Raw genomic sequence first — 22061 nt, forward strand, 5'->3', positions numbered from 1 at the left:
GGGAACGACGCGACGACATCCACGAAGCCTTCCTCGGCCTCGCGACCTGCCTGATCACCTACCGACACGTCCAACGCCTTTGTTAGGACCTCTAAGACGTCGTCTCATTTGGTGGGTTGAGTAGCCTGCCCTGTGTGGCGATGGTCGAGCGTTTGGTGCCGGATAAGCTGTGGGAGCTGTTCCAGCGGGTGGTCCCGCCCGCTCCGGTACGACGGCAGGGCGGCGGCCGACGCCGGTACGGGGACCGCGAAGTGCTGGCCGCGATCGTCTTCGTGGCCACGACAGGCTGCACCTGGCGGCAGCTGCCGCCGGCCTTCGGTCCGTCGGGGCCGACCGCACACCGGCGCTCCACCGAGTGGAGTACCGCCCGGGTCTGGGCCAAGTTGCACCGCGTCGTCCTCGACGAGCTGGGCTCGCGCGGCGGCCCCGACTGATCGCGCTGCGCGATCGACTCGGTGAACATGCGGGCCCTGAAGGGGGGAACTGACAGGTCCGAATCCTGTCGACCGGGGCAAGAAAGGATCGAAGATCCACTTGATCACCGAGCGGACCGGTCTGCCCATCTCCGTCGGGATCTCCGGCGCGAACCTCCACGACAGCCAGGCGCTTGAGCCGCTGGCACGCGGCATCCCTCCGATCCGCTCCCGACGCGGCCCACGCCGGCGGCGGCCCGCCAAGCTCCACGCGGACAAGGGGTACGACTACGACCACCTGCGCCGCTGGCTCCGCTCGCGCGGCATCCGGCACCGCATCGCCCGCAGGAGCGTCGAATCCTCCACACGGCTGGGCCGACATCGCTGGACGATCGAGCGCACGATGTCCTGGCTGGGCGGCTGCCGCCGCCTGCACCGCCGCTACGAACGCAAGGCCGACCACTTCCTGGCCTTCACCGCCATCGCCTGCACCCTCATCTGCTACCGCAGACCGGCAGCCTGACGGGCGACACCCGTAGGTGGGACGATCCACAGCGTGATCGGATGGATGCACCACACCCCGCGTCGGGCGGTCATATCGGCCTGCGGCACCGCAGCCGTCCTGCTCATCGGCGGCGCTTCCGCGCACGTCACCGACCTGCTCCGCCATGGTCTGCGCCCGCACGACTGGGCACCAGGGTGGCTCAACCTCTACTGGTCGTCGCTGGCACTGTTCGACACGCTCGCCGCCGTGCTCCTAATCCGTGGCAAACGCCGAGGGACCGACCTCGCCTGCGCCATCATGGCGACCGACCTCGCCGCCAACTGGTACGCGGTGTATGGCATCCAGCACAGCAACCTCGCCGCTCAGCCCGGCCTTCAACGACTCACCGCCTTCGCCGCACTCGTCCTGGGAACGGCACCGTTCACCCGACGGCACCTCACCAATTGATATGACGTCTTATCACTTCGCCGTGGCTTCGTGAGCACAAGGCCTTGTAGATGCTCTCCCGGTCCTGTCTGCACCCGAGGTCGGCTTCAGTGGCGTCGATCCGCCCCCACTCTCCGTGCACCCCGACGAACACCATCGGGCTCTCTCCCTCGCCGAGTCCGTGTTGGGCTGGGCTCAACCCGTTGGCGGACAGTAGGGACCTCGTCCGACAAGGCATCCCCCAGACGGAGCAGCGCGATACGCCGTTAGCGGGACGGCGGTCCTTCCTCCCGCGTACCGATCCTGAACCTTGTTGACGGGCTGCCGGGTCGGATCCGCTGTCCCGTAGGACGTACCTCTGTTGCCGGAGGGGCGCTGTCGCCCGGCGTGTGCCGGGGCCGGCCACGACGATGCCGATTCGCACCGGGTGACAGTGACCGAAGCAAGGGCCTGAGGGCTGGCGAAGACCAATGCAGTTGCCTTACGGCAGCACAGTGTGAGCCCCCGGGAAGGCTGCTGTCCCGTTGCGAGCTATCCGGAGGTTTCCGACCGGGGGACGCTGATGCGCGCGTCCTCGCCGCGCATGGCCTGAGGCCAGCGACCGGCGATGACGCTCGCCGCGGATCGACAGTCATCGCAGGCGCCCTCCCTCTCTGGCAGCCACCAGTAGTCGGAGGGCGCCATGCCGACTCGCTGGATCCCGCACAACGTTGCGTCGTAGGCACCGAAGGCATGAGAGACGTCAGGGGAAAGGCGGTCAGTGACGGCTGGCTGCCAGCGCATGCCCATGGGCCGGTACGGGGGCCGCGAGATCTCGAACCACTCGCCGCCCACATGGGTCGAGGCATAACACCAGGAGCAGGAACAGATTTGCTCTTCCCGAGCAGTCGGCGGCACAGGCCACTGCCACATCGCTCGTCCGCACACGTCGCACTTCACGGGCGGATCCTCACATACCCGTGAACCTTCCCCCATCTGCCGGACGAAGAGTGTGCTCAGGGTGATGACACGGCTTGCGATTCCTTCAGTGCCGGCCGGAACCGTGGCGGCCGGGGAGCCGCCGGAGAGTGTCCCGCCCTCGGCTCGGACCTGGATGTCCATGCTGGCGCCCTCGCAGATGCGCCGCCGGGCCCGTAGGCGTGCGCAGCCGGGGCGAGGACGGCGGCCAGGAGCACGCCCGCAGCTGTTGCCGTGCGCTTCGCTGCGCTCTGGTCCGCCGGCGGCGCCCCCCTGCTCCGCCAGGTACGTCGCGCCTCGGCCCCGGGAATCGCGCACCAACTGCAACGGTCGCGGTGAATCGCTGGGTCGAGGGTGCGGGCCACCGGCTGGTTGGCGGTGGCCCTGATGCGACGCTCTGGAGGTTGGAGCGCGAGAATCAGCGCAGACCGGACCTTTCTCCGCCACGTCGACGCACCGTCAGCACCAGCGTGTGTGGCGGCAGATGCGCGAGCCGTCGCCGGAGCTGCCTGAACCTCCGGAGCCGCCCGAATCGCCCGGGATTCCGTTCGGGTACAGCCTCGTGCGGTTCCGGTCGCGGGGATAGGGGTCGAGGTAGTCAGGGTCGCCGTCGTCGTCACGGTCCGGCAGGTAGGCGTCCCTGCCCCGGTCCGGGGCGGGGCAGCCGTGGTCGGGCGAGGAGAGCGCGAGGCTCACGATGTAGACCTCGTCGGTGAGGGGACTGTCGCTCGCCGGGTCCTGCCGGCACACGCGCCAGTCGTCGTACTCGCCCTCACGAGGGAGCGTGTCGTTGAGGTACGCGGCCTTGGCGCGCACGTCTTCCTCGGATACGCCCGCGGCCGTCACCTTCGGGACAGCGGCGCGCCAGGTCAGCCCCAGGACGTCGGGCATCTTCTGCCACGGCACCGTCTTGCCCTCGGCCGCAGGGCACGGTTCCTCTCGGCGTACGACACCGAAGTCCACGACCGGTTCCTCGGACGATCCACCAGTCACCTGGAAACAGACCTTCCACAGTGAACGCGCCGTCACCTTCCGGTTCTGGTCCGAGGCGTCGTGATAGATGACCGTGAAGCCCCTCCTCCGCGACTTCGGGAAAGCCACGTCAAGCGAGTCGCCCGTGAAGTCGGGCACCGTGGGCATCGTGGCCTCAGGCGTCGCCCGCGAGGGGGTGGGGAAGCGACTCGGGCGCGCGGGCGGCTTCGCGGTCTCGGCGTTCGCCGCCCGGGCCGGAGTGCCGGCCGGCTGCTCGGGGAGCACCGCCCCGAAGAGGGCCATCGCCGCGACCGAGGCGACGAGCCTGCCCGGCATGGGCCAGGGGTTGCGCCACCACAAGAGGAACAGAGTGACAAGGAGCATCACCCCGCCGAGCCGGTCGTTCACCAGTCCCAGCAGGGGGACGGCGGCGATGGCTCCCCCGCGTGCCGCGCCCGTCTGCCACCAGGGGCCGGTTGCGGAAGAAGGGGGAGGCGAGGAGTCGTGGCTCTGGGGGCCTGACATGGTGGCGCGGAGCCCTTCCATCCATACATACATATGAAAGCTGACAACCGGCATCGTACGCAGAAGGCGGAAGCCACCCTTCCGGGTGGTGCCCCTGCTGCACGTGGGGAACAGCCTCCGCAGCCGGTGGCCGGGGATCGTCAAACAGACCTGACGAGCTCGCCCATGGTAGGCGGTGAGGCGTCGAGGACTACGGCGGGGCCCGGTGCTCACCTCTGCTGTACGGGGATCAGGTCCGCGGTCTGCTGATGGGACAGCAGGCCGGCGGTGGCCCGGACGATGTCACTCATGTGCTCGCGGCGGCCGAGGTGGCGGGTCAGGGACCGCCAGTTCTTCAGATGGGCAATGCCGTGCTCGACCCGGATGCGTCGCGAGGAGTGCGCCTTGCGCCGTCGCTCGTACATCTCCTCGTACCAGCCGGGGGCGTTCTTCTTGAACTTGCGGTGCGGCGGTGTCACCACGCATCCGCCGGTCTGGGCGCCGAGGCCCTAGTAGCCGGCGTCGGCGAGAATTTCGACCGCGGGCCCATCAGTCGGCAGCTTGACCAGCCCTAACTGCCGGGCGTGGGTGATGTCCGCGCAGCTTCCGGGCATGGCCGGCTGCACCACAGCACGCGCCCCTCGCCATCCGTGACCATCATGGACTTCACGGCATTCTGCTTGTTCTTGCCGGAGATGAAACTGTCCCGGTCCTTACCTCCGGCGGCCGGCCGCCGGACCCGGACCTCGGCGCCGTCGATGATGCCGGTCTTCCCGCTGACACCGAGATGGTCGACGACCTCGGCCAGGGTCCGCAGCCGCACGTCGGGGCTGACGGTGCACCCCCGCTCGGCGAGCAGGGGTCGCACCTCGCCGATGGCCCGGGTTTGGACCGTGTGGTTGGGATGGTTCGAGTTGGCCAGGGTGAACTGCCGCAGCGGTCCAAAGTGGGCTTCGATGGGGTTGGCCCAAGAGGCGCAGGTCGAGGTAGATCACAGCTCGACCTTGCTCTTGGCCGCCCATCTCTTCATCCGCCCGTTCGTGTGGGCGGAGAGGTTGTCGAGGATCACGTAGATCGGGGCGCCGTCCGGCGGCCCGCCCGGACGGTTCGCAGGGTCGCCCAGGTGTGGTCGATGCCCTTGCGGCGCCGGTTGATCCCCCACATCTGGTCGTCGCCGACTGAGGAGCAGCTGTGGAAGTAGGTGACCCCGCGGGTTCGGCGGAACGTTGCAGGCAGTCGGTCGGGCCGTCCCTGTTCTGCCCAGGACGAGCCAGCGGTCGGGCGGGGGGTGGCCACCTGGACGACGAAGCCCTCGTCGTCACGATCGAGAAGGCGGGAACAGCTTCCCGCCCATCGAGGGTTGAGGCATTCGCGCCCGATCGCGTTGAACTTGTGGATCAGGTCGCGGACGGTGTCCTCGTCCACCTGGACCAGACGGGCTATGACCGGGACCGTGCTGCCGCCGGCCAAGGCGAGCAGCATCATCACCCGCCGGAACCGCACTGAGCTGCCACTGCCTCGCCGGACGACGTGCTGAAGTCCCTGACCCTCCTGCTCGGTCAGCCTGCGAACCGGGACCGGTTGCGCCATGCCGCCTCCCCACGCTGGCTGGAGAAGCCTTTTCCAACCAGCACGGCGAGCAACCCGGCGAACCTTCCCGGTCACGGCACTAGTAGTGCTTCAGCCGGAGGCTGCGCTCGACCGGACCAGCGGCGGCAGCAGGGAACCAAACGAGGTCACCCACGCGGACCTGCCCTTGATGCGGCAGGAGGGGCGAAAGGTCAGGATGGAGAAAGCCAAGGCCCCAGCCGTCGCTCGGCGGCCCGGTGCAGGCGGGCTCGACCGGATCATGCGCGCTGAAACCCCGCGTGCCCGATGTCCCACCCGACGGAACAGAGGGAGTGCGTATGGCCGGAACACCGCCTGGCAGCGGCACCACGCCGCCCGTCCCCAGCAGCGACGGCGTCCAGCGCTTCCGACACACGATGCCGGAGTCCGCGGGCCTTCCCGACCTACGGCGCGTGGGCGCGAACCCGGACTACTGGTACCCGATCGCGCTGTCGAGGAAAGTACGCCAAGGGCGGGTATACGCGACCGCGTTCGCCGGTGAGCGCATCGCGCTCTACCGCGGTGAGAGCGGGGCCGTACACGCCTTGGAGGACCGGTGCGCGCACCGGCAGGTCCCCCTGAGCATGGGCGTGGTGGAAGGCGAGACGCTCCGCTGCTGCTACCACGCCTGGGCCTACCGCGGTGACGGCCGTATCTCCCAGATCCCCTACCTCTCCAAAGGGGACGGCCGGCCGCCGCGCGGAGTGCGCGGCTACCCCGTCCGCGAGGCGTACGGCCTGGTCTTCGTCTTCCCCGGCGACCCGAAGAAGGCAGCGGAGACCGCGCTGCCGGAGCTGCCGGCCCACGGTTCGCCCAAGTACCGGACCATGACCTTCTCCCGGACCGTCCGCTGCCACTACTCCTTCATGCACGAGAACCTCCTCGACATGAACCACCAGTTCCTCCACCGTGGCGTCGTGGGCAGGCTGCACCCGGAGCTCCTGAGCCACCGGGTCGACGGGCAGACGGTGGAAGCCAGGTACCTGTTCACGCACACCGGGGGGAAGCGGAACCGCAGCGCCGGGCTGCTGGCCGGTGAGGGCATCGGCGGTTCCGCCTCCGCCGATGTCATGACTATCAGCACGCAGTACCCGTACCAGATGCTCGACCTGGTTCCGCAGGACGCCGACCACCCGTCCCTCAGGCTCTGGGCGGCGTACGTACCCGAAGACGCCGAGCAGCGCACGTGCCGTACCTACGGCCTGCTCATGATCGAGAAGCCCGGGGTTCCTGCCGCCCTTCATGTGGCATGGCCGTTCATCCGTCGGTTCGCCGAGCGGGTCTTCGCAGAGGACCGGATGGCCGTCGAAGCGGAACAGAGAGCGTGGGACGAGCAGGGTGAGGACCGCAACCACGAGGTCTTCCCGGTGATCCTGGACGTCCGCGAGGTGCTGCGCACCAATGGCGTTCCCCTGCGGCCGCAGGCCGGCCTCTGGGACCCACTACCTGCGTCGAGGTGTTCTTCAACCTGACGTCTGCGCGCCCGCGAGGCGGACGGCATACCTGAGCCGGGGAACCACCGCATAGGGGGACGGGTTCAGAGGTACCGCGCCGATGGACTGCTCCGACGCGCGGTTCCGGGAGCGCCAGGAGCCCTTCCAGGCCGGCAGGATCCTCGGCTGCTCACAGGCTCGAGAGCGCTTGCGGGGAGAGAGTCTTGATCATGGTGTTGGTCCAGCGGGTCTGCCGCAGGGTCCGGGGGTGACAGGCCGATGCGAAGTTGAGGGGCGGTCGTCGCGAGCCGCCTGGGCGACTTGGGCGACTTGGGGAAGCGTCTCCCAGTACAGGGAGTTCTCCGTAGCCCTCAGATGGATATCGCGCAGGTCGTGCAGGAGCAGCAGGCCGGGCTGCGGCCACGGCTTCGGCTTCGGCTTCGGCTTCGGCGGCCTCCTCTTTCAGCGCTGTCGAGAATCCCAGTGAGGAGCCGCCCGGGTGCGGTTCGGTGAGGTCGAGGTCGTGGTGCCGGGCGGTTTGTGCCGCGCGCTCGACGTGCTCGCGCAACCAGGCCGCGAGGGCGGTGGTCACGTGGTGGACCTAGACGGGGTGCGGGGCCGCGATGGGGGACGGGGCCGTAGGGGGTGGTGGGGTGGCGGTGGCGAGGGCCCAGTAGCGGTCGCCGTAGGGCCAGTGCCACCACTCGGCGGGGTAGTCGACGAGACCGACGGCGGTGAGGACGCTGCCGAGCAACTCGTGGTGGGCGCGGGCGCACGGGGAGATGCCGGGCGCGTGGGTGTAGCGGGCGCCGCCGCTCTCCTCCGGGTCGGCGTTCACCCGGGTGCCGAGGTCCAGTTCGCGGCCGTCGGTGTCGGCGAGTGAGGTCGACGGCGGCGCCGGCGCGGTGGGGGGCGATGTCGGACGGGGAGACGTAGCGGCTGGTGGCGACGTGCAGTCAGTCGGGGGTCCAGTCGGGGTGGGCGGCGCGGAGCTGGTGGGCGTACTCCTGAGGTACTCGCGCTGGAGCGAGGGCGGTCGGCAGCCCTCGACGGACAGGAGGCGCAGGTCGCCCGGGAGGAGTTCCTGTGCCTTGAGCAGCCGTTCGAGGGCGCCTTCCCGGAGGTGGGCGTAGGCGTTCTCCAAGCCCTGTTTGCGCGGGTCGACCAGCAGCGTGCTGCCGCGGACGTCCATGAGGCGTTCTCCACGTCCCACGACGGGTACGGCGGCGATCCTCGGATCGGACGTCAAAACGATCTCACTCACAGGTCGATCATCCCTCCGTGATGGTGCATGATGACCACAGGAGGGGATTTGAATGCGTTCAGAAATGCAGAGTAGGGTGGCGGGGCAGAGACAGGCGCACCCGAACGAACGGTTCGGCGCCGTCGTGACGGCCTGTGCCACAGTGCTGTTCGCCGAGGCCGTGATCGGGCTGATCGCCGCCTTCGTGTGGGGGCAGACCCAGGAAGGCCCGCTCACGCCGATCAACCCGATGTCGCTGTTCCTGCTGGTGATCGCCGCGCCTTTCCTGGTAGCCGCCGCATACGTCTTTGGTGCCATCCTGACCGTGACCGCGGTGACGCCGCTGCTGAGGACGGCGGCCTGGCTCGGCCGCCGCTTCTCGGGACGCGAGGCGTGGTGGTGGGTCCCGGCGGCGACCGCCGCCGCGACCGCCCCTCCGGTCCTAGCCGGGGCGATCCTCACGGACACCGGCCCCCTCGCGGGCCTCGCCGGATGGCTCGCGGCGACAGCCGCGCTCACCGCCCCCGCACTCGTCGCCCGGCGTCTGCTGCTCCCGAACCGGCCGCGACTCTCCGGCCGGGCGATGTTCTGGCGGGCGGCGATGTTCGGCACGCTCGCCTCCGTCAGCGCCTTCACCCTCGCCGGCATCGCGCTGTCCGCCGGAATCGGCTACGAGCCGCCGCTGCTGAACGCGGAACAGGCCGCCGGCACCTACTCGGACGGCCGGGGCGGCACCCTCACCCTCACCGCCGACGGCAGGGTCACGGCCTCCCGCCTCCACACCTTCGACTTCTCCAGCCCGGGCGAGCCCCTGGTCCGCGAGTGCTCCGGCATCGGCGTCTGGAACCCGGGGCCCGCCGACAGCCCCTACGTCCGGCAGGTCGACGTCTCCGTCGACGCCTGCCCCGTCGACATCGACGGCTTCGACGTCCACGGCACCCGCGAGGCCCCGAAGCTCTACGCAACCGTCGGCGACCCCGACGCGGGCGAGTTCTACATCCTGCGCCGCGCCTACTGATCTTTTCGTTAGTTCTGTGGGTGCAGTGATGTCGTGGGGGATCCTGATGGGGTGTCCTTCAAGCCTTCGCCCGTTGCCTCCGGGGCTGTTGTTCCTCCTTTGACGCGGCCGCAGTTGGCCGAGGCCCGGCGTGTGCGGGCGGCCGAGTTGTTCGATCAGGGGCGTTCGGGTGCCGAGATCGCGCGGATGCTCGGGGTCAGTGACGAGAGCGTGCGGCGGTGGAAACGGGTCTGGGAGAAGGACGGCGCCGACGCTCTGCGCCGGCGCCCGGCCACCGGGCGGCCGCCCAAGCTGGACGATGCCCAGGTCGAGCGGGTCCGGGCCGCGCTGGAGCAGGGCGCCCAGGCTCATGGCTTCGAGGTCGACCTGTGGACCCTGGAACGGGTCGGCGTCGTCTCCACCGACCCCGACCGAGGTCCACGGTTGTGTTTCCACCTCAAGCCCGGCAGCTACGACACCGCCGGACTCATCGAGGTCCTGGAGCAGATGAAGACGTTCTACAGCGGGGAGCGGGTGGTCCTCGTGTGGGATGGTCCGTCCGCTCACCGGAGCCGCGCGATGCGGGCCGGGCGATGCGGGCCGGGGTCACCGAGCAGGACTGGCTCACCCTGGAGCGATTACCCGCCTACACACCCGAGCTCAACCCGGTGGAACTGCTGTGGTCCTCGCTCAAGAAACGCGAGCTCACCAACCTCACCGGCGACCACCTCGCCGATGTCGCCGACGCCACCGAACAGGGCATCCACCGCATCAACGACAACCCTCGACTGCCCTGGCCCTTCCTCGCCCACACCGGCCTCACCCTCCACCCACCACGCCCACCGAACTAACGAAAAGATCAGTAAGGGCTGTCCCGTAAGTGATCTTGCCCTGCGATGATCTCGACCGTGTCACACGTGATCACAGCGTCTGAGCCGTCCTGGACAGCACCGTTCACCGGTGTGGCTCCGCGCCAGTTCAACAGGGTGGTGAGTGCCCTGCGGAGGGAAGGCGCCGACGTCGCTCGGCGGGGCCGGCCGTGGGGGATTTCGCTGGAGGGCCGGGTGCTCCTGGTGGCTGCCTACTGGCGCACCAACCTGACGCTGCGGCAGCTCGCCCCGCTCTCCGGTGTCTCGAAGTCCGCGGCTGGCCGCATCGTCAGGCACGTCGGGCCTCTTCTCGCGTTCCGGCCCCAGAAGCGGTTTCACAAGGACGCCGTGCTCATCGTGGACGGCACTCTGGTTCCCACCCGCGACCACGCGGTGGCGGAGCGGTCCAAGAACTACCGGTACTCGACGAATCACCAGGTCGTCATCGACGCAGACACCCAACTGGTGGTCGTGGTCGGCCGGCCGTTGCCGGGCAACCGCAACGACTGCAAGGCATGGGAGCTGTCCGGGGCGAAGGCCGCCGTCGGGAACGCCGCAGTGATAGCCGGCGGAGGCTATCGAGGTACCGGGCTCGTCATCCCACACCGCCGTGACCCCGGACAGAGCGAACTGCCTGCCTGGAAGGAAGAGCACAACGCCTCTCACCGCACGATCCGCGCTCGGGTCGAGCATGCCTTCGCCCGGATGAAGACCTGGAAGATCCTGCGCGACTGCCGCCTCAAGGGCGATGGCGTGCACCATGCGATGCTCGGCATCGCCCATCTGCACAACGTCGGGCGCCGCGGCTGACTGCACCCGGCCCGAAGGACTGTCCGTTCAGGATGCGGCGGGCAGGAGCTGGACCAGACCGACCCAGTTCTCCTCGTCCACCTTGGTCTGGGTGGCGCGAACCCTCCAGCGGCCGGCGGGAAGTGGGACCGACGCCTCGGCGGGCATCCCGCCGCCGGGGTACTCGACGCCCAGGTCGGAACCCGCTTCGGCGGAGTCCATGAGCACCGCCGGTCCGTCCGAGGCCCAGGTGCCGCACTCCTCCCACACCGTGGCCGGGTCTGCGAGGACAGTGTCCGCCGCGGCTCTCAGGCCTGCCTCGGAGTCGGCGGCAAGCCACCGCAGGAACGCTCGGCGCTGGGGCAGGTAGCAGCTGGTCGCCGGCTCGTCCGCCAGCACCAGTGCCTGCGCACCGTTCTCGTCGATGGGGATCACTCCGACCAGATCGTCCACCGCGCAGGCCCGGTCGTAGTCGTCTGGGGCGGTGGCGTCTCCCGCCATAAGCCCACTCTCCGTGCACCCGCCCCAGGAGGCCAGGGCGGAGACGGGGACGACGATCAGAGGACCGCCCATCGACTCCACCCAGACAGTGGAGGGGTCGGAGGCATCGTCTGCAGTGGATGAAGAGATGACCATGCAAGTCAGTGTGCCCCCGCCCACTGACAACGTCCCCGCGCTCATCGGAACCCAGGACGGGGAAAGGGAACGTCCCCGCGGGTGCGGGGAGCAGGCGTCGGGTCGAGTACTCGGTATGTCCGCGTGTCCCGGGCGGTGTGGTGCTCTCTACCCGAGGGAGGCGGCACCGGCCTTGTAGTCGGCGGCCTGGGTCGGAGTCAGGTAGTGGCTGACGCGGATGAGCACGGGGCCGCTGACGTAGTCGTACTCGACGAGCATGGGCATGCCCTTGGTGACTTTCCCGATGTAGTCGGCGCGGGCCTGAGCGTCGGCGGTCGTCGCGAAGACCTCGATCGCGCCGCCGCGTTCGACGCTGCCGAGGTCCGCACCCGTGACGTCGCCGGCCTTGATACGGGAGTCCGTGAAGGTGATCTTGCTGGTGTACTGGTTCGGACGACCGAGGAGATGGTTCGGGTCGTTGTCCTCCGTGACGACACCGGAGAGTTTGGCAGTCGAGACCCTGGCCGACAGCTGGGTGAAGGCATCACCGGCAGTGAGCGGCTTCCCGGCGGGCTTCGTCCCGCCGTCGACCGCCGCACTCGCGGACGCGGCCGCGGTGCTCTTCGGCTCGCTGCTTTCCGGACCGGCGTTCTTCTGGTCACTGCCCGACCCGCACGCTGTCAGAGCGCCAAGGGCAATGACGAGGGTGGCCGCAGACAGGGCAGGCATACGCATGGTCGCTCCGGGGTGTGACAGGCCGGCCGCGCCGGCCGGATCAAAGAACTATCACCGCAACCATCTCGACCACGACCACAACTTCCAATTCGTGATGGGGCCTTGACCCCTGATGTTGGACACACGAGACACTGGATCCTGAGGATCTGAGAACGGACATCTCGTGGTCATGAAGCACTACCCGCCGCAGTTCAAGGCGGACGCGGTCGCGTTGTACGAGTCGCGGCCCGGCGCGACGATCAGGTCGGTCGCCGCTGATCTGGGGGTCAACCCGGAGACGTTGCGGAACTGGGTCCGGGCAGCCGACGCGAGCCGGCCCCGGGGCCGCCGGGCGGAGGCGCCGACCGAGCCGCCCACTCCGCTGGAGGCCGAGAACGCCGCTCTGCGCAAGAAGGTCCGCGAGCTGGAGGAGGAACGCGAGATCCTGCGGAAGGCGGCGAAGTATTCCGCCGGGGAGACGCGCTGGTGAACCGCTTCCAGTTCGTCGCCGACCACCAGCGCCGCCACGGCGTGAAGCGGCTGTGCACCGTCCTCGGCATCGCCCGCTCGAGCTTCTACTACTGGCGCCGGACGGCCACGGACCGGGCCGCCAGGCAGGCGGCCGGGCCTTCGCCGAAGCCTGCAGGTCAGCAGGGGTGCGGCAAAGCATGAGCGCGATCGGGTCCAGCGCGGACAACGCACTCGCCAAGTCCTTCAACGCAACCTTCAAACGCGAGACCCTGCAAGGACGAAAGAGCTGGCCAACCGAACGCGAGGCCCGACTCGACGCCTTCCGATGGCTCCACCGCTACAACACCCGACGCCGACACTCCCGCCTCGGACAACGATCACCGATCGCCTTCGAGAACGCCTTCCACCCCACACCAACTACGCTGGTACCAGCCGCATAACCCGTGTCCAGGATTCGGGGTCAAGGCCGCCGCGTCGAAGAGCGCGTCCTTGGACTCGAAGTGGTTGTAGAAAGCGCCGAAGCCGACATCGGCCCGGTCTGCAATCTGCTGGATGCTCGCCGTGTCGCTGCCCCGCTCCGCCAGGATCCACCGTGCCGCACCGATCAACGCCTGCCGCGTCTGCGCACGGCGCCGCTCGAAGCGGTCCGGCCTGGGGAGCGGCGTCGTTCGGGATGCGTCCATGGGCCGATTGCATGGGAGACCGGAACTGACGAAGCCATCAGTTATGAACGCGAGCAGACCGGTCGGCCCCTTCCAACTCTGCGAGCAGCACACCGCGACGGGTGAATTTCCTGCGCAGGGTTCTTCTACGCCGGCAGGTCCTTCCACCCGCCGGTGTACCGGCTGCGATCAGGGCGGCAAGTTGAGCAGGCCGAGATCAGCAGTGAGGGGCTGTTCGGTCCAGATGGTCTTTCCGCTCCAGGTGTAGCGGCTGCCCCAGCGGGTGGTGAGTTGGGCGATGAGGAACAGACCTCGGCCCCCTTCGTCGGACCAACGGGCCCGGCGCAGCCGTGGCTGGGTGTTGCTGGGGTCGTTGACCTCGCAGACCAGCACGTTCTCCCGGATGAGGCGCAGGCCGATGGGACCGCCCGCGTACCGGACGGCGTTGGTGACGAGTTCGCTGACGACCAGCTCGGTGGTGAAGGACACCTCGTCCAGTCCCCACGCGGCCAGCTGCCCGGCCGCCGCCTTGCGGGCGGCGGCGACGACGGAAGCGTCTGCGGGGAATTCCCAGGTGGCGGTGTTCGCCGGAGCGATGGCACGCGTGCGCGCCAGAAGCAGGGCCATGTCGTCGCGGGCCGGAGCGCCGCCCAGGCTCCGGAGAAGCTCGTGTCCCACATCGTCCAGATCACGGCCGGGGCCGGCGAACCGCGCGAGACGGTCGGCCAGCCGCCGCAGACCGGCGTCGGGATCGTGGTCGTCGCGGTAGATGACGCCCTTGGTGTACACCGCGACGATGCTGCCGGGCTCGAGCTCGAACGTAGTCGCCTCGAACGGCATCCCGCCCACACCGAGCAACGGCCCGGGCGAGATTTCGACGGATCCGGTGGTGCCGTCAGGCCGGATCACGACGGGTGGTGGGTGTCCGGCGCTGGCCAGGGTGCACTGGCAGGTGACGGGGTCGTAGACGGCGTACAGGCAACTGGCGCCGACGGTGTCCCCTTGGTGCGGCGCCTCGGTCTGGAGTTGGTGGACGAGGTCGTCGAGGTGGGTGAGAAGTTCGTCCGGGTCCAGTTCCATGTCGGCCAGAGTGTCGACGGCCGTGCGCAGTCGGCCCATGGTGGCGGTGGCGGGCAGACCGTGTCCCGTGACGTCACCCGCGACGAGGGCGACGCGGAAGGACGGGAGGGCTATGACGTCGTACCAGTCGCCGCCGATCTCCGCCCCGTCCCCCGCAGGCACGTAGAACCCCACGGTCTCCGCCGCGGGAGTGTCGGTGGTGGCCGCGGGGAGCAGGCCCTGCTGCAGGGCGACGGCCGCCTGGTGCTCGCGCGTGTAGCGGCGGGCGTTGTCCACGCCGAGTGCGGCCCGGGACGCTATCTCCGTCAGCAGGTCGGCGTCCTCCTGGCCGAAGGGGCCGGGTCGACGGGTGCGCCAGACGACCACGGTGCCGAGGACGAGGCCGCGGGCGAACAACGGAGCCGCGATCGCCGAGTGGCCGTGCTCGGGGACGAACAGATGAGCCAGCTCCGAGTGCCCCTCAGCTGCGGCGATCACGCTGTCCCGGTCAGGCAGAAGGACGGTTTCCCCCTGTCCGATTCTCCGTAGAAGCGGGTGGTTCGGCAGCGCGGACGAAACCGCGCCCACGGCCGGGAGACCGGTGGGCCAGTCGTCACCCGGCGGGGCCACGCCGATCCGGCGCAGATTCCACTGCCCCGGGCCGGACGTCTTCGGGGGCTCCTCCCCCTCCAGCACGGCCTCGGACAGGGCTACCCAGGCCACGTCACCGAGGGCCGGCACGACGACGTCCGCCAGCTCCTGGGCGGTGCGTGCCACGTCCAGCGTGGCACCGATGCCCGCTCCGGCCTTGGTCAGCAGCTCCAGACGCCGCTCGGCCCGGTGCCCGTCCGTGATGTCGACGTACGTCTGGCACATGCCGAGAGGACGGTCGGTCGGGTCGGTCAGTCGGAAGGTGGACAGCGACCACATCCGGTCGTCGTCCGGACCGGACAGAGGGCTCCCGCGCACCGGAAGGCCGAGGACGGACTCACCGGTCTCCCGCACCTGCCGCAGAACCCTGTCGATCGTTGCGGAGTCGACGTGGGAGGTTTCCGCGCCGACATGCCGGCCGACGAGCTGGTTTCCGGGGTGGGTGAGGACTCGCTCCGCCGCTTCGTTCAGCAACCGGTACCGCAACTCGTCGTCCAGGAGGGCGATGGGGGCGGGATACTGCTCGAACAGGGCCCGCATCATCGCCCGGTCGATGTCTTCCCGCTCAATCCGCCGAGCGTCTCCTGCGGAGACCGACCATCCCGCCCGGCCCTCCCGGTCCCTGAGTGGGCGCACGCGCAGCGCGACCCTCACCTCGTGCCCGTCACGGTGTCGCAAGGCGAGTACGCCGTCCCAGCTCTGACCGACCTCAGGCCGGTCGCGCCCGGCCAACGCCGCTTCGCGGTCCCCACGCGTGGTCAGCAGCTCCACCGCCGGTGTGCCGCAGACTTCCTTCGCCGGGTATCCCAGGAGGGCTTGCGCCTCTCCACTCCACAGCTGGACGGTGCCCACCCGGTCCACCCAGGCAGTGGCGGGACAGGGCTCCGACGGCGGGCCTTCCTCTCCCGCACTGGCCCCTTCGGCATTCACGGGTCCGCTCATCGGCATCAGTCCGTTTCTGGCCTCACCCTCTGGCCATCATAAGAGAAGCGGACATTCAGTACGTCTTGCACGCCTGTGGGCGAGGTCTCCGACAGGGCTGTGGTGCTCACCTCCGGCGCGCTGCCAGTCGCTGCCGCCCCGCGCCTTGGTCGAGAAGGCGATGCTGCCACCGGTGCAGGTGGGCGGAAGCCGGCGGTCAGGAGCGTCGCGTGAGGGCCCGACCCTGTGGTCGCATGACGGTGTGCCGTCGAGGGCCGCGCCACACGGTCAGTGCCAGCCGGTGCAGGCCTTGAGCCGGTCGCCGGCGTTCGCCGCGCACCCGCGTACGAGGTAGCCCGGGCCGTCGTCCTGCCAGCCCGTCGCCTTCTGCCGCGAGTCCGGTCGGGACGGCCGCCGCAGTCGCCGCGACCAGGAGCAGCACGCTCAGGATCTTCATTCGCATGACCGGCCAACCCGGCAGAGGAGCTGCCGTAACGGGGGCGCGAGGGCGATCACCCCACTGCGCGACGGGACGGCGGGTCCTCCGACATGAGCCCGGTTCGGCATATGCCTTTGGCTTGTTCGTGCACACCTCTGGTGTCGCTGCAGGGCCCGATGGCAGGGTGAATGCAGCGGACAGCACATCCTCCGATGCGGCACCGCACTGGCCCCGCCCTACGTCCCCCCGTGAGGGCGGGGCCACGACCCGCCCTCACGGCTCCCCGGGGGTGTAGAGGCCAGTAGCCGCAGGCCCTGAACATGACCGAGAACTGCACACCGCTCAGTGCAGGTCCCCACGGCGGCTGCCCCTACGATGATCCGGATTAGTGATCTTCAATTTCGAGGGTGGGGACCCGTTGAAGGGCATACGCAGAGCACTCGGCAGCACCGCGAGCCGGTTGGCCATCGGATTGGCCCTGCTCGCCGGCGCCGTGACCGGAGGTTCACAGCCGGTGGCGGCCGACCCGCTCGCACCACAGGCGGTGCGCACGGTCACGTACAACGCGTGCGGTGCGTCCAAATGCCAGAACACCGTCGACACCGCCCAGGAGTGGGCGGCGAAGTTCCAGTCGCGGATGGTCTCCGAGGGCGGGACCGCCGACGTGATCGCGCTGCAGGAGCTGTGCGCGGGCCAGTACGAGGCGCTGGCGGAGCTGCTGGTCGGCTACACGTCGGTACGGGTCGGCGAGCAGGAGCCCCCTGGGTGTGCGCGCTGGGGAGGGACTTCCACGAAGTTCGGAAACGCGGTGTTCGTCAAGGGCGCGGCGGCGGACTTCTCCACGCACCAGACACTGGTGAACCCCGCTGAGCCCCTGGTGTCGGAGCAGCGGTGGGTGGCGTGCGTCAAGGGCCCGATCGGCGGCCGGACCACGCTGGCGTGCGGGACGCACCTGGCGACGACCATCCCGTCGAACGGTACGCCGGTGGTGCTCGACAACATGGAGCGATGGGCGGCGGGCGCGCCCGCGCTGGTGCTCGGCGACTTCAACGCGATACCGACCCACTCGGCGCTGAAGCCGATGCGGACCGGGCTGTGTGGCACGGGCCCCTTCGTCGAGGCGGACGCGACCACGAACCGTCCGACCACCTGGGCGAGTGCGGACCCCGTCAAGTACCGGATCAAGTACGACCACGCCTTCTTCGGCAGCAGGGACTTCACGGGCTTCAAGGCGAAGACGGCCGACATCGACCTGACGCCCGTTGAGGACCACAAGCTGCTGTGGGCCGAGGCCCAGCCGCTGGAGCGGGCCACCGCGCATGTGCCGGGCGACCTCAACGGCGACCTCTGCCCCGACATGCTCGCGGTGCGCAAGGACGACACCCTGCGGCTGTACCCCGGGGTGGGCCGGGGCGCGTTCGGCTCCCCGCGCGTGATCGGCAGCGGACCCGAGTGGAACGGTGCGGTGGTCAGCCACCGCGGGGACTGGGACGGTGACGGCGACGAGGACGTCGTCGCCCGCAAGGGCAACGAGCTGATCCTGCACAAGAACGCGGGCAACGGCGACCTCGAAGCCGGTGTGGTGATGAAGGTGTCCGAGACCGGCTGGGCCCACACCACGCCGGTCGCGGTCGGCGACGTCGACGGCGACGAAAGCCCCGACCTCGTGGCCAAGAGCAGCACGGGCCTGTGGCTCCACCGCGGCCGGGTGGCGGCAGACGGCGGATGGCTCTCGTACGGCGCTGTCCGGATCAGCTTCGAGGACTGGCAGAACCGGGAGATCCTCGTTCCCGGTGAAACGACCGGGGACACGAAAGCGGAGATCTGGGCCCGTGACGACGCCGGGGACATCAAGCAGTACGGCTACGACAGCGTCACGAAGACCCTCACCGACTCCAAGGTCATCGGCAACCTGCCGACGAGTACCCGCGTACTCGGGCTCTCCGCGGGCGACGGCAACGCCGACGGCCTCTCCGACCTCTGGTACACGACGTCGACGTTCGACCTCGCCTTCCACCCAGGAGGCGCCACCTTCACGGAAACCGGCTCCGTGACGGTGGGCACCGGCGGCTGGGGCTACTTCTCCCACCTCGGCTGACGAAGCACACCGGCGCCCCGGGCAAGCCCATGCCCGGGGCGCCGGCCCAACCCGCGGCCGGCCACCTGCACCAGCCCGTACGGGCGTGGGCGACGTGTTCTACCCGGTCCGCCTGCGGGTGCGGACCGATTCCTTTCGGCGGGAGACGTTCCTGTACCTGCGCGGGGGCCGGGTCCGGGCGGCGACACGCGACGGCGAGTACCGGTGGGTGCCGGGCAGCTGGGGCGCGTACCCCTCCGGGGCGCCCATCGACTTCGGGATCGACTCGATCGAAGACCAGGTGGTCTCGCTCCCCGTCGACGTCCTGGCGCGCTCCGCAGCCGCCCGGGACGGCGAGGGTCCCGTCCGATTCATCGGCTGGGCGCCGGTGTCCGCCGCCCGGTACCGGCTGTGGGACACCACCGTGGCCTACGTGCGCGCCCAGTTCGCCGCCGAGGACAGCCCCCTGGAGGAGCCGCTGGTGCGCGAGCAGGCGCTGGACATGAAGGATCCACCCCATGGCCGGCACCGTGCCGACGCACTTCCAGACATCGGATCCGGAGCTCGCCCGGGAGTTCCTGCTCCAGGCCTTCAGCAACGCACCGCACATGCGGTTGGCCGGAGCGGCGGCCGGCAAGCCGATCGTCTCGTTCGCCCAGGCCGGTGCGGGGCCGATCGGCACGTCCGAGATCGCCCAGGCCGCCACCCTGCCCGCCCGTCTCCTCGCCGAGGTGGCCCCCCTGCCCGCGCAGAGCCGGCACAAGCCCTTGCGCCTCCTCACCCGCGCACCCGTCGACGAGGCCGCAGCCGAGCTGTGGAAGAGCACCAGCGCCTACGTCGCCACCGTCCTGGCCGACCCGCACACCGCCCGCAGCCCCCTGCTGATCGGCAGCGCCTCCCGGCTCATGGCGGCCACCGTCCTCACCGTCTTCCGCACCACCCTGACCTCCGGGCCCACCCTCGCCGACGGATCGGACGCCACACCCGACACGGTGCGGCGGGCGGTGGCGTTCATCGAGGACGACGCCGACCAGGACATCGGCCTGGCGCACATCGCGGCGGCATGCGTCACCCCGCGGGCCGTGCAGTACGCCTTCCGCGGGCACCTGGACACCACCCCACTCCCCTACCTGCGCCAGGTCAGGCTCGAATACGCGCACCAGGACCTGCTGGCCGCCGACCCGAACGCCACGACGGTGACGGCGATCGCCGTCCGCTGGGGCTTCGGCCACCACTTCGCCCAGCACCACCGGGCCTCGTACCAGGTCGCGCCCAGCACCACCCTGCGCCGTCGGCCGTGACCCCACCGGCGCACGAGGCCCGGCGCACGAGGCGGGCGTCACGGGCCGCTGACGGCAAACCGCGGAGGCGCGCTGGTGACACCGGCCTGCCACGCCTCCCGCTTCACCGAGGCCGACTGGAGACGGGGCCCCCGGGCGAGGCCTCGGTGACCTGGCTCAAGGCGAGGGCGCCCTGCAGGCAGCGAACGGCGTTCTCTGCGTCAGTGAGCTCGTCCGTCTCGGGAACTCGCGTGCCGAAGGAATGTCCTTTCTCGGCTACCAGAGCCCGTCAATCCAGCACAGGGGTGAGCGCGGTGGCGGCCCGGGCGAGGAACCAGGCCGGCCGGCCTGGGTACGGGACAAGGAGATCGCGACTTCCGCTATGGCCGCGCGCAACCGCTCCAGACGCTCGATCCCCGTCAGCTCCTGCTGTCCGGCGGCGGGGCCGACCGCCTCCGCGAGGCGGTCGGCAGTCGCACCGGCAAGAGCCGACTCCTCTGCGGACAGTTCCCACAGACCGTCTTGGGCCTGGTCGTTGACGTGCGCGGTGAGGGCTTCGACCCGTAGGCGCATACCGACGTCGGACGGCCTCTGCAGCTCGTCCCCCCGCAACAGGTGTCCTGCCCGGGCCTTCTCCGCTTTCCTCGTACGCGAGGGGAGTTTCCTCGTACACGAGGGGAGTTTCCTCGTACGCGAGGGGAGCGGAGGGCAGGACTTCGAAAACGCTGTCGGCGCCGGTGATCTCCAGCAGACGGGTCAGCTGACGGCTCGGGGCGGCGAGGCCGAAGGCGGTGCCGGCCTCGGTGGCCGTGCGACGGGTGCGAAGGAGCTCGTTCAATCCCGCCGAGGCGCAGAAGGTCAGGCGGGAGCAGTCGACCACGACGGTCTCGGGCAGCGGAGCGTCAAGGGCCTCGCGTAGCACGTGCGCCAGCACGGAGGCCGTGTCCATGTCCGCTTCCCCGTCCAGCGCGATGACGAGTGTTCCCGGCGGCACCGGACGGCACGCCGCGCTCAGGGCCGCATGGGTCGTCATGGGTGCTTCCCGTCAGCAAGGGGCCGTGTGCTACGGCCCTCCTTCAACGCTGGACCCGGACGCCGGTCGACCGCAGCCCGGGAGACGAACCTCCCACCACCGACCGCCCCCGAAGCGAAGTGCCGGTCCGGTCGGACGGCCCCCGCGTGCTGCTGCCGCCGGCCCCGGAGCCGTGGCGGCCGGCAGGTATGGACCCGGGTCGCGTGGGCAGAAGCCGTACGGCGAGGGCCGACGGGGTGCCGGAGCAGTTTCTGGACCGGCGGCAGCCGTGCAGGGGGCGAGGAGGCGTCGCATGACCAGCGAATTCGATGCAAGGACGAGTCGTGTGGCGGACAGTGACGCGCAAGCTCCGGTCGTCCGCGTAAGCGGTGAGATCGACATTCAGCACGCGGGGGAACTGGAAGACCTGCTCGCGGCGGCCCTCGCCGACGCGAAGTCCTCATCGGCGATCATCGTCGACCTGAGCAACTCGTCGTTCTGCGACTCCAGCGGACTCAACGTCCTGATCCGGGCGCGTGAGGCCGCCCTGCGCTCCAGCTGCACCCTCAGGCTCGCTGCTCCCAGCCACCAGATGCTGCGCCTGCTCGACCTGACGGGCACGACCGGTCTCTTCCCGGTCCAGCCGGCCGTGGCGGGGTGACCGCACTGAGCCGACCGGCGACTCCAGCAGCCCTGGGGGTCCTGTGCCGACCGTCATCGCGCCGGGCAGGGCGGATCATCGGGGTCTGCGGCAGGGCCGGGGACCGCGTCAACCGGGGGCGAGATGAACGGGCGGCCCACCGCGGAGAACACCCGCGAGTGCGGAGCCGACGGGGATCTGCCGGGCTTCCGGAACCGGCAGGACGAAGAGCATGTGGCCGACCCCCGACGGCACGGACCGCCTCCACGACGACGGCGTGGCCTGGGCCCATCCGGACCTGTGCGAGACGTACGGCAAGGACCTGGTCGCCGGCGAACCGCTGGGCGAGGAGTGGTACCGGTCGCCGAACCCGGACGGGAGGGCGCTCGTCAGGGCCGCCCCCTACCTTCCCGAACGACGTCCTCGAAGGTGATCTCGCCGCCGGGGCGGAGTTCGGCCGCCATGTTCCGTTCCATCATCCGCAGGGCCGCCTCCGCGAGGTCGGCATCGATGTGGGCGACCGCGTCGAGGGCCACGATGACGTCGAAGTGCCGGATGTGGGCGTCGAGGGCCGAGTAGAGCACGCACTGCTCGGTCACCTGCCCGCACAGCACCACCCGCCGGACGTCGAGCCGGCCGAGCAGGTAGGCCAGGGGCGTTTCGTGGAAGACGGGGTGTCGTGCCTTGACGACGAAGAGGGCCTCCTCGTCAGGTGTGATCGGCTCGACCAGGTCGGCGTAGCGGCCTGCGAGGGCGGCTTCGAGGATCTCACCGTGGTGGGAGCGCCGCGGAAACGGCGGGCCT

The 22061-nt window shown here is 69.9% G+C and carries 16 protein-coding genes and 7 pseudogenes; 12 read left to right on the top strand and 11 right to left on the bottom strand.

The window, feature by feature from the left end; all coding sequences use genetic code 11:
- Nucleotides 1-140: 140 nt before the first annotated feature.
- Nucleotides 141-936, top strand: a pseudogene (locus ACIQFX_RS30510) (IS5 family transposase).
- Nucleotides 937-969: 33 nt separating this feature from the next.
- Nucleotides 970-1365 (top strand): hypothetical protein, encoded by a 396-nt coding sequence (locus ACIQFX_RS30515; protein WP_402469994.1) that lies wholly within the window; start codon nucleotides 970-972, stop codon nucleotides 1363-1365.
- Between the two features lie 1395 nt (nucleotides 1366-2760).
- Here the strand turns inward: ACIQFX_RS30515 and ACIQFX_RS30520 are convergent.
- The 4 genes and pseudogenes from ACIQFX_RS30520 to ACIQFX_RS30535 form a co-directional block, all read right to left on the bottom strand.
- The gene (locus tag ACIQFX_RS30520) at nucleotides 2761-3432 is read right to left on the bottom strand and encodes a PASTA domain-containing protein (RefSeq protein ID WP_402469997.1); all 672 of its coding nucleotides are present in this window, start codon (nucleotides 3430-3432) and stop codon (nucleotides 2761-2763) included.
- A 575-nt stretch (nucleotides 3433-4007) separates the two neighbouring features.
- Nucleotides 4008-4256 (bottom strand): transposase, encoded by a 249-nt coding sequence (locus ACIQFX_RS30525; protein WP_402469999.1) that lies wholly within the window; start codon nucleotides 4254-4256, stop codon nucleotides 4008-4010.
- A 92-nt stretch (nucleotides 4257-4348) separates the two neighbouring features.
- On the bottom strand, nucleotides 4349-4600 hold the full coding sequence (locus ACIQFX_RS30530; protein WP_402470338.1) for a hypothetical protein: 252 nt from the start codon (nucleotides 4598-4600) through the stop codon (nucleotides 4349-4351).
- A 51-nt stretch (nucleotides 4601-4651) separates the two neighbouring features.
- Nucleotides 4652-5367: pseudogene (locus ACIQFX_RS30535) on the bottom strand (helix-turn-helix domain-containing protein); the annotation flags it as partial.
- A gap of 395 nt (nucleotides 5368-5762) precedes the next feature.
- Here ACIQFX_RS30535 and ACIQFX_RS30540 point away from each other — a divergent pair.
- A complete protein-coding gene (locus ACIQFX_RS30540) occupies nucleotides 5763-6857 on the top strand; it encodes a Rieske 2Fe-2S domain-containing protein (protein ID WP_402470318.1) in 1095 nt (364 codons plus the stop codon).
- A 562-nt stretch (nucleotides 6858-7419) separates the two neighbouring features.
- Here the strand turns inward: ACIQFX_RS30540 and ACIQFX_RS30545 are convergent.
- Nucleotides 7420-8082: pseudogene (locus ACIQFX_RS30545) on the bottom strand (M15 family metallopeptidase).
- Nucleotides 8083-8158: 76 nt separating this feature from the next.
- On the opposite strand from ACIQFX_RS30545, the gene ACIQFX_RS30550 reads away from it, so the two are divergent.
- The 4 genes and pseudogenes from ACIQFX_RS30550 (at nucleotide 8159) to ACIQFX_RS30565 (ending at nucleotide 10737) form a co-directional block, all read left to right on the top strand.
- A complete protein-coding gene (locus ACIQFX_RS30550; protein WP_402470001.1) occupies nucleotides 8159-9079 on the top strand; it encodes a hypothetical protein in 921 nt (306 codons plus the stop codon).
- 132 nt (nucleotides 9080-9211) lie between these two features.
- Nucleotides 9212-9451: pseudogene (locus tag ACIQFX_RS30555) on the top strand (helix-turn-helix domain-containing protein); the annotation flags it as partial.
- Between the two features lie 152 nt (nucleotides 9452-9603).
- Complete coding sequence (locus tag ACIQFX_RS30560; protein ID WP_402470003.1) at nucleotides 9604-9909, top strand: transposase; 306 nt, start codon at nucleotides 9604-9606, stop codon at nucleotides 9907-9909.
- 57 nt (nucleotides 9910-9966) lie between these two features.
- Nucleotides 9967-10737, top strand: a complete 771-nt coding sequence (locus tag ACIQFX_RS30565) for a transposase (protein ID WP_402470319.1) — start codon at nucleotides 9967-9969, stop codon at nucleotides 10735-10737.
- A gap of 27 nt (nucleotides 10738-10764) precedes the next feature.
- On the opposite strand, the gene ACIQFX_RS30570 is transcribed toward ACIQFX_RS30565, so the two are convergent.
- The gene (locus tag ACIQFX_RS30570; RefSeq protein ID WP_402470004.1) at nucleotides 10765-11352 is read right to left on the bottom strand and encodes an Imm21 family immunity protein; all 588 of its coding nucleotides are present in this window, start codon (nucleotides 11350-11352) and stop codon (nucleotides 10765-10767) included.
- A 147-nt stretch (nucleotides 11353-11499) separates the two neighbouring features.
- Nucleotides 11500-12060, bottom strand: coding sequence for a hypothetical protein (locus ACIQFX_RS30575; protein ID WP_402470006.1), 561 nt, complete (start codon nucleotides 12058-12060; stop codon nucleotides 11500-11502).
- Between the two features lie 169 nt (nucleotides 12061-12229).
- On the opposite strand from ACIQFX_RS30575, the pseudogene ACIQFX_RS30580 reads away from it, so the two are divergent.
- A pseudogene (locus ACIQFX_RS30580) lies at nucleotides 12230-12956 on the top strand (transposase).
- Between the two features lie 27 nt (nucleotides 12957-12983).
- Here the strand turns inward: ACIQFX_RS30580 and ACIQFX_RS30585 are convergent.
- Both ACIQFX_RS30585 and ACIQFX_RS30590 read right to left on the bottom strand, forming a co-directional pair.
- A pseudogene (locus tag ACIQFX_RS30585) lies at nucleotides 12984-13199 on the bottom strand (TetR/AcrR family transcriptional regulator); the annotation flags it as partial.
- Nucleotides 13200-13367: 168 nt separating this feature from the next.
- On the bottom strand, nucleotides 13368-15836 hold the full coding sequence (locus tag ACIQFX_RS30590) for a SpoIIE family protein phosphatase (protein WP_402470007.1): 2469 nt from the start codon (nucleotides 15834-15836) through the stop codon (nucleotides 13368-13370).
- Between the two features lie 872 nt (nucleotides 15837-16708).
- Between ACIQFX_RS30590 and ACIQFX_RS30595 the strand changes: the two genes are divergently transcribed.
- Both ACIQFX_RS30595 and ACIQFX_RS30600 read left to right on the top strand, forming a co-directional pair.
- A complete protein-coding gene (locus ACIQFX_RS30595; protein WP_402470009.1) occupies nucleotides 16709-18346 on the top strand; it encodes an FG-GAP-like repeat-containing protein in 1638 nt (545 codons plus the stop codon).
- A gap of 497 nt (nucleotides 18347-18843) precedes the next feature.
- Nucleotides 18844-19626 carry a helix-turn-helix domain-containing protein gene (locus ACIQFX_RS30600; protein WP_402470011.1) on the top strand — a complete coding sequence of 261 codons (783 nt, stop codon included), beginning with the start codon at nucleotides 18844-18846 and terminating at the stop codon, nucleotides 19624-19626.
- A gap of 268 nt (nucleotides 19627-19894) precedes the next feature.
- Here the strand turns inward: ACIQFX_RS30600 and ACIQFX_RS30605 are convergent, their stop codons facing one another.
- Nucleotides 19895-20638 (bottom strand): STAS domain-containing protein, encoded by a 744-nt coding sequence (locus ACIQFX_RS30605; protein WP_402470013.1) that lies wholly within the window; start codon nucleotides 20636-20638, stop codon nucleotides 19895-19897.
- 292 nt (nucleotides 20639-20930) lie between these two features.
- On the opposite strand from ACIQFX_RS30605, the gene ACIQFX_RS30610 reads away from it, so the two are divergent.
- A complete protein-coding gene (locus tag ACIQFX_RS30610; RefSeq protein WP_402470015.1) occupies nucleotides 20931-21278 on the top strand; it encodes an STAS domain-containing protein in 348 nt (115 codons plus the stop codon).
- Nucleotides 21279-21489: 211 nt separating this feature from the next.
- Entirely contained in the window at nucleotides 21490-21690 is a 201-nt protein-coding gene (locus ACIQFX_RS30615; RefSeq protein ID WP_402470017.1) for a hypothetical protein, read from the top strand.
- Here ACIQFX_RS30615 and ACIQFX_RS30620 read toward each other — a convergent pair.
- Nucleotides 21647-22042 (bottom strand): annotated as a pseudogene (locus ACIQFX_RS30620) (cysteine hydrolase family protein); the annotation flags it as partial. The gene ACIQFX_RS30615 and the pseudogene ACIQFX_RS30620 overlap by 44 nt on opposite strands.
- Nucleotides 22043-22061 lie beyond the last annotated feature (19 nt).

It is taken from the genome of Streptomyces sp. NPDC093089, from assembly GCF_044754405.1.
In the GTDB taxonomy this organism is placed as follows: domain Bacteria; phylum Actinomycetota; class Actinomycetes; order Streptomycetales; family Streptomycetaceae; genus Streptomyces.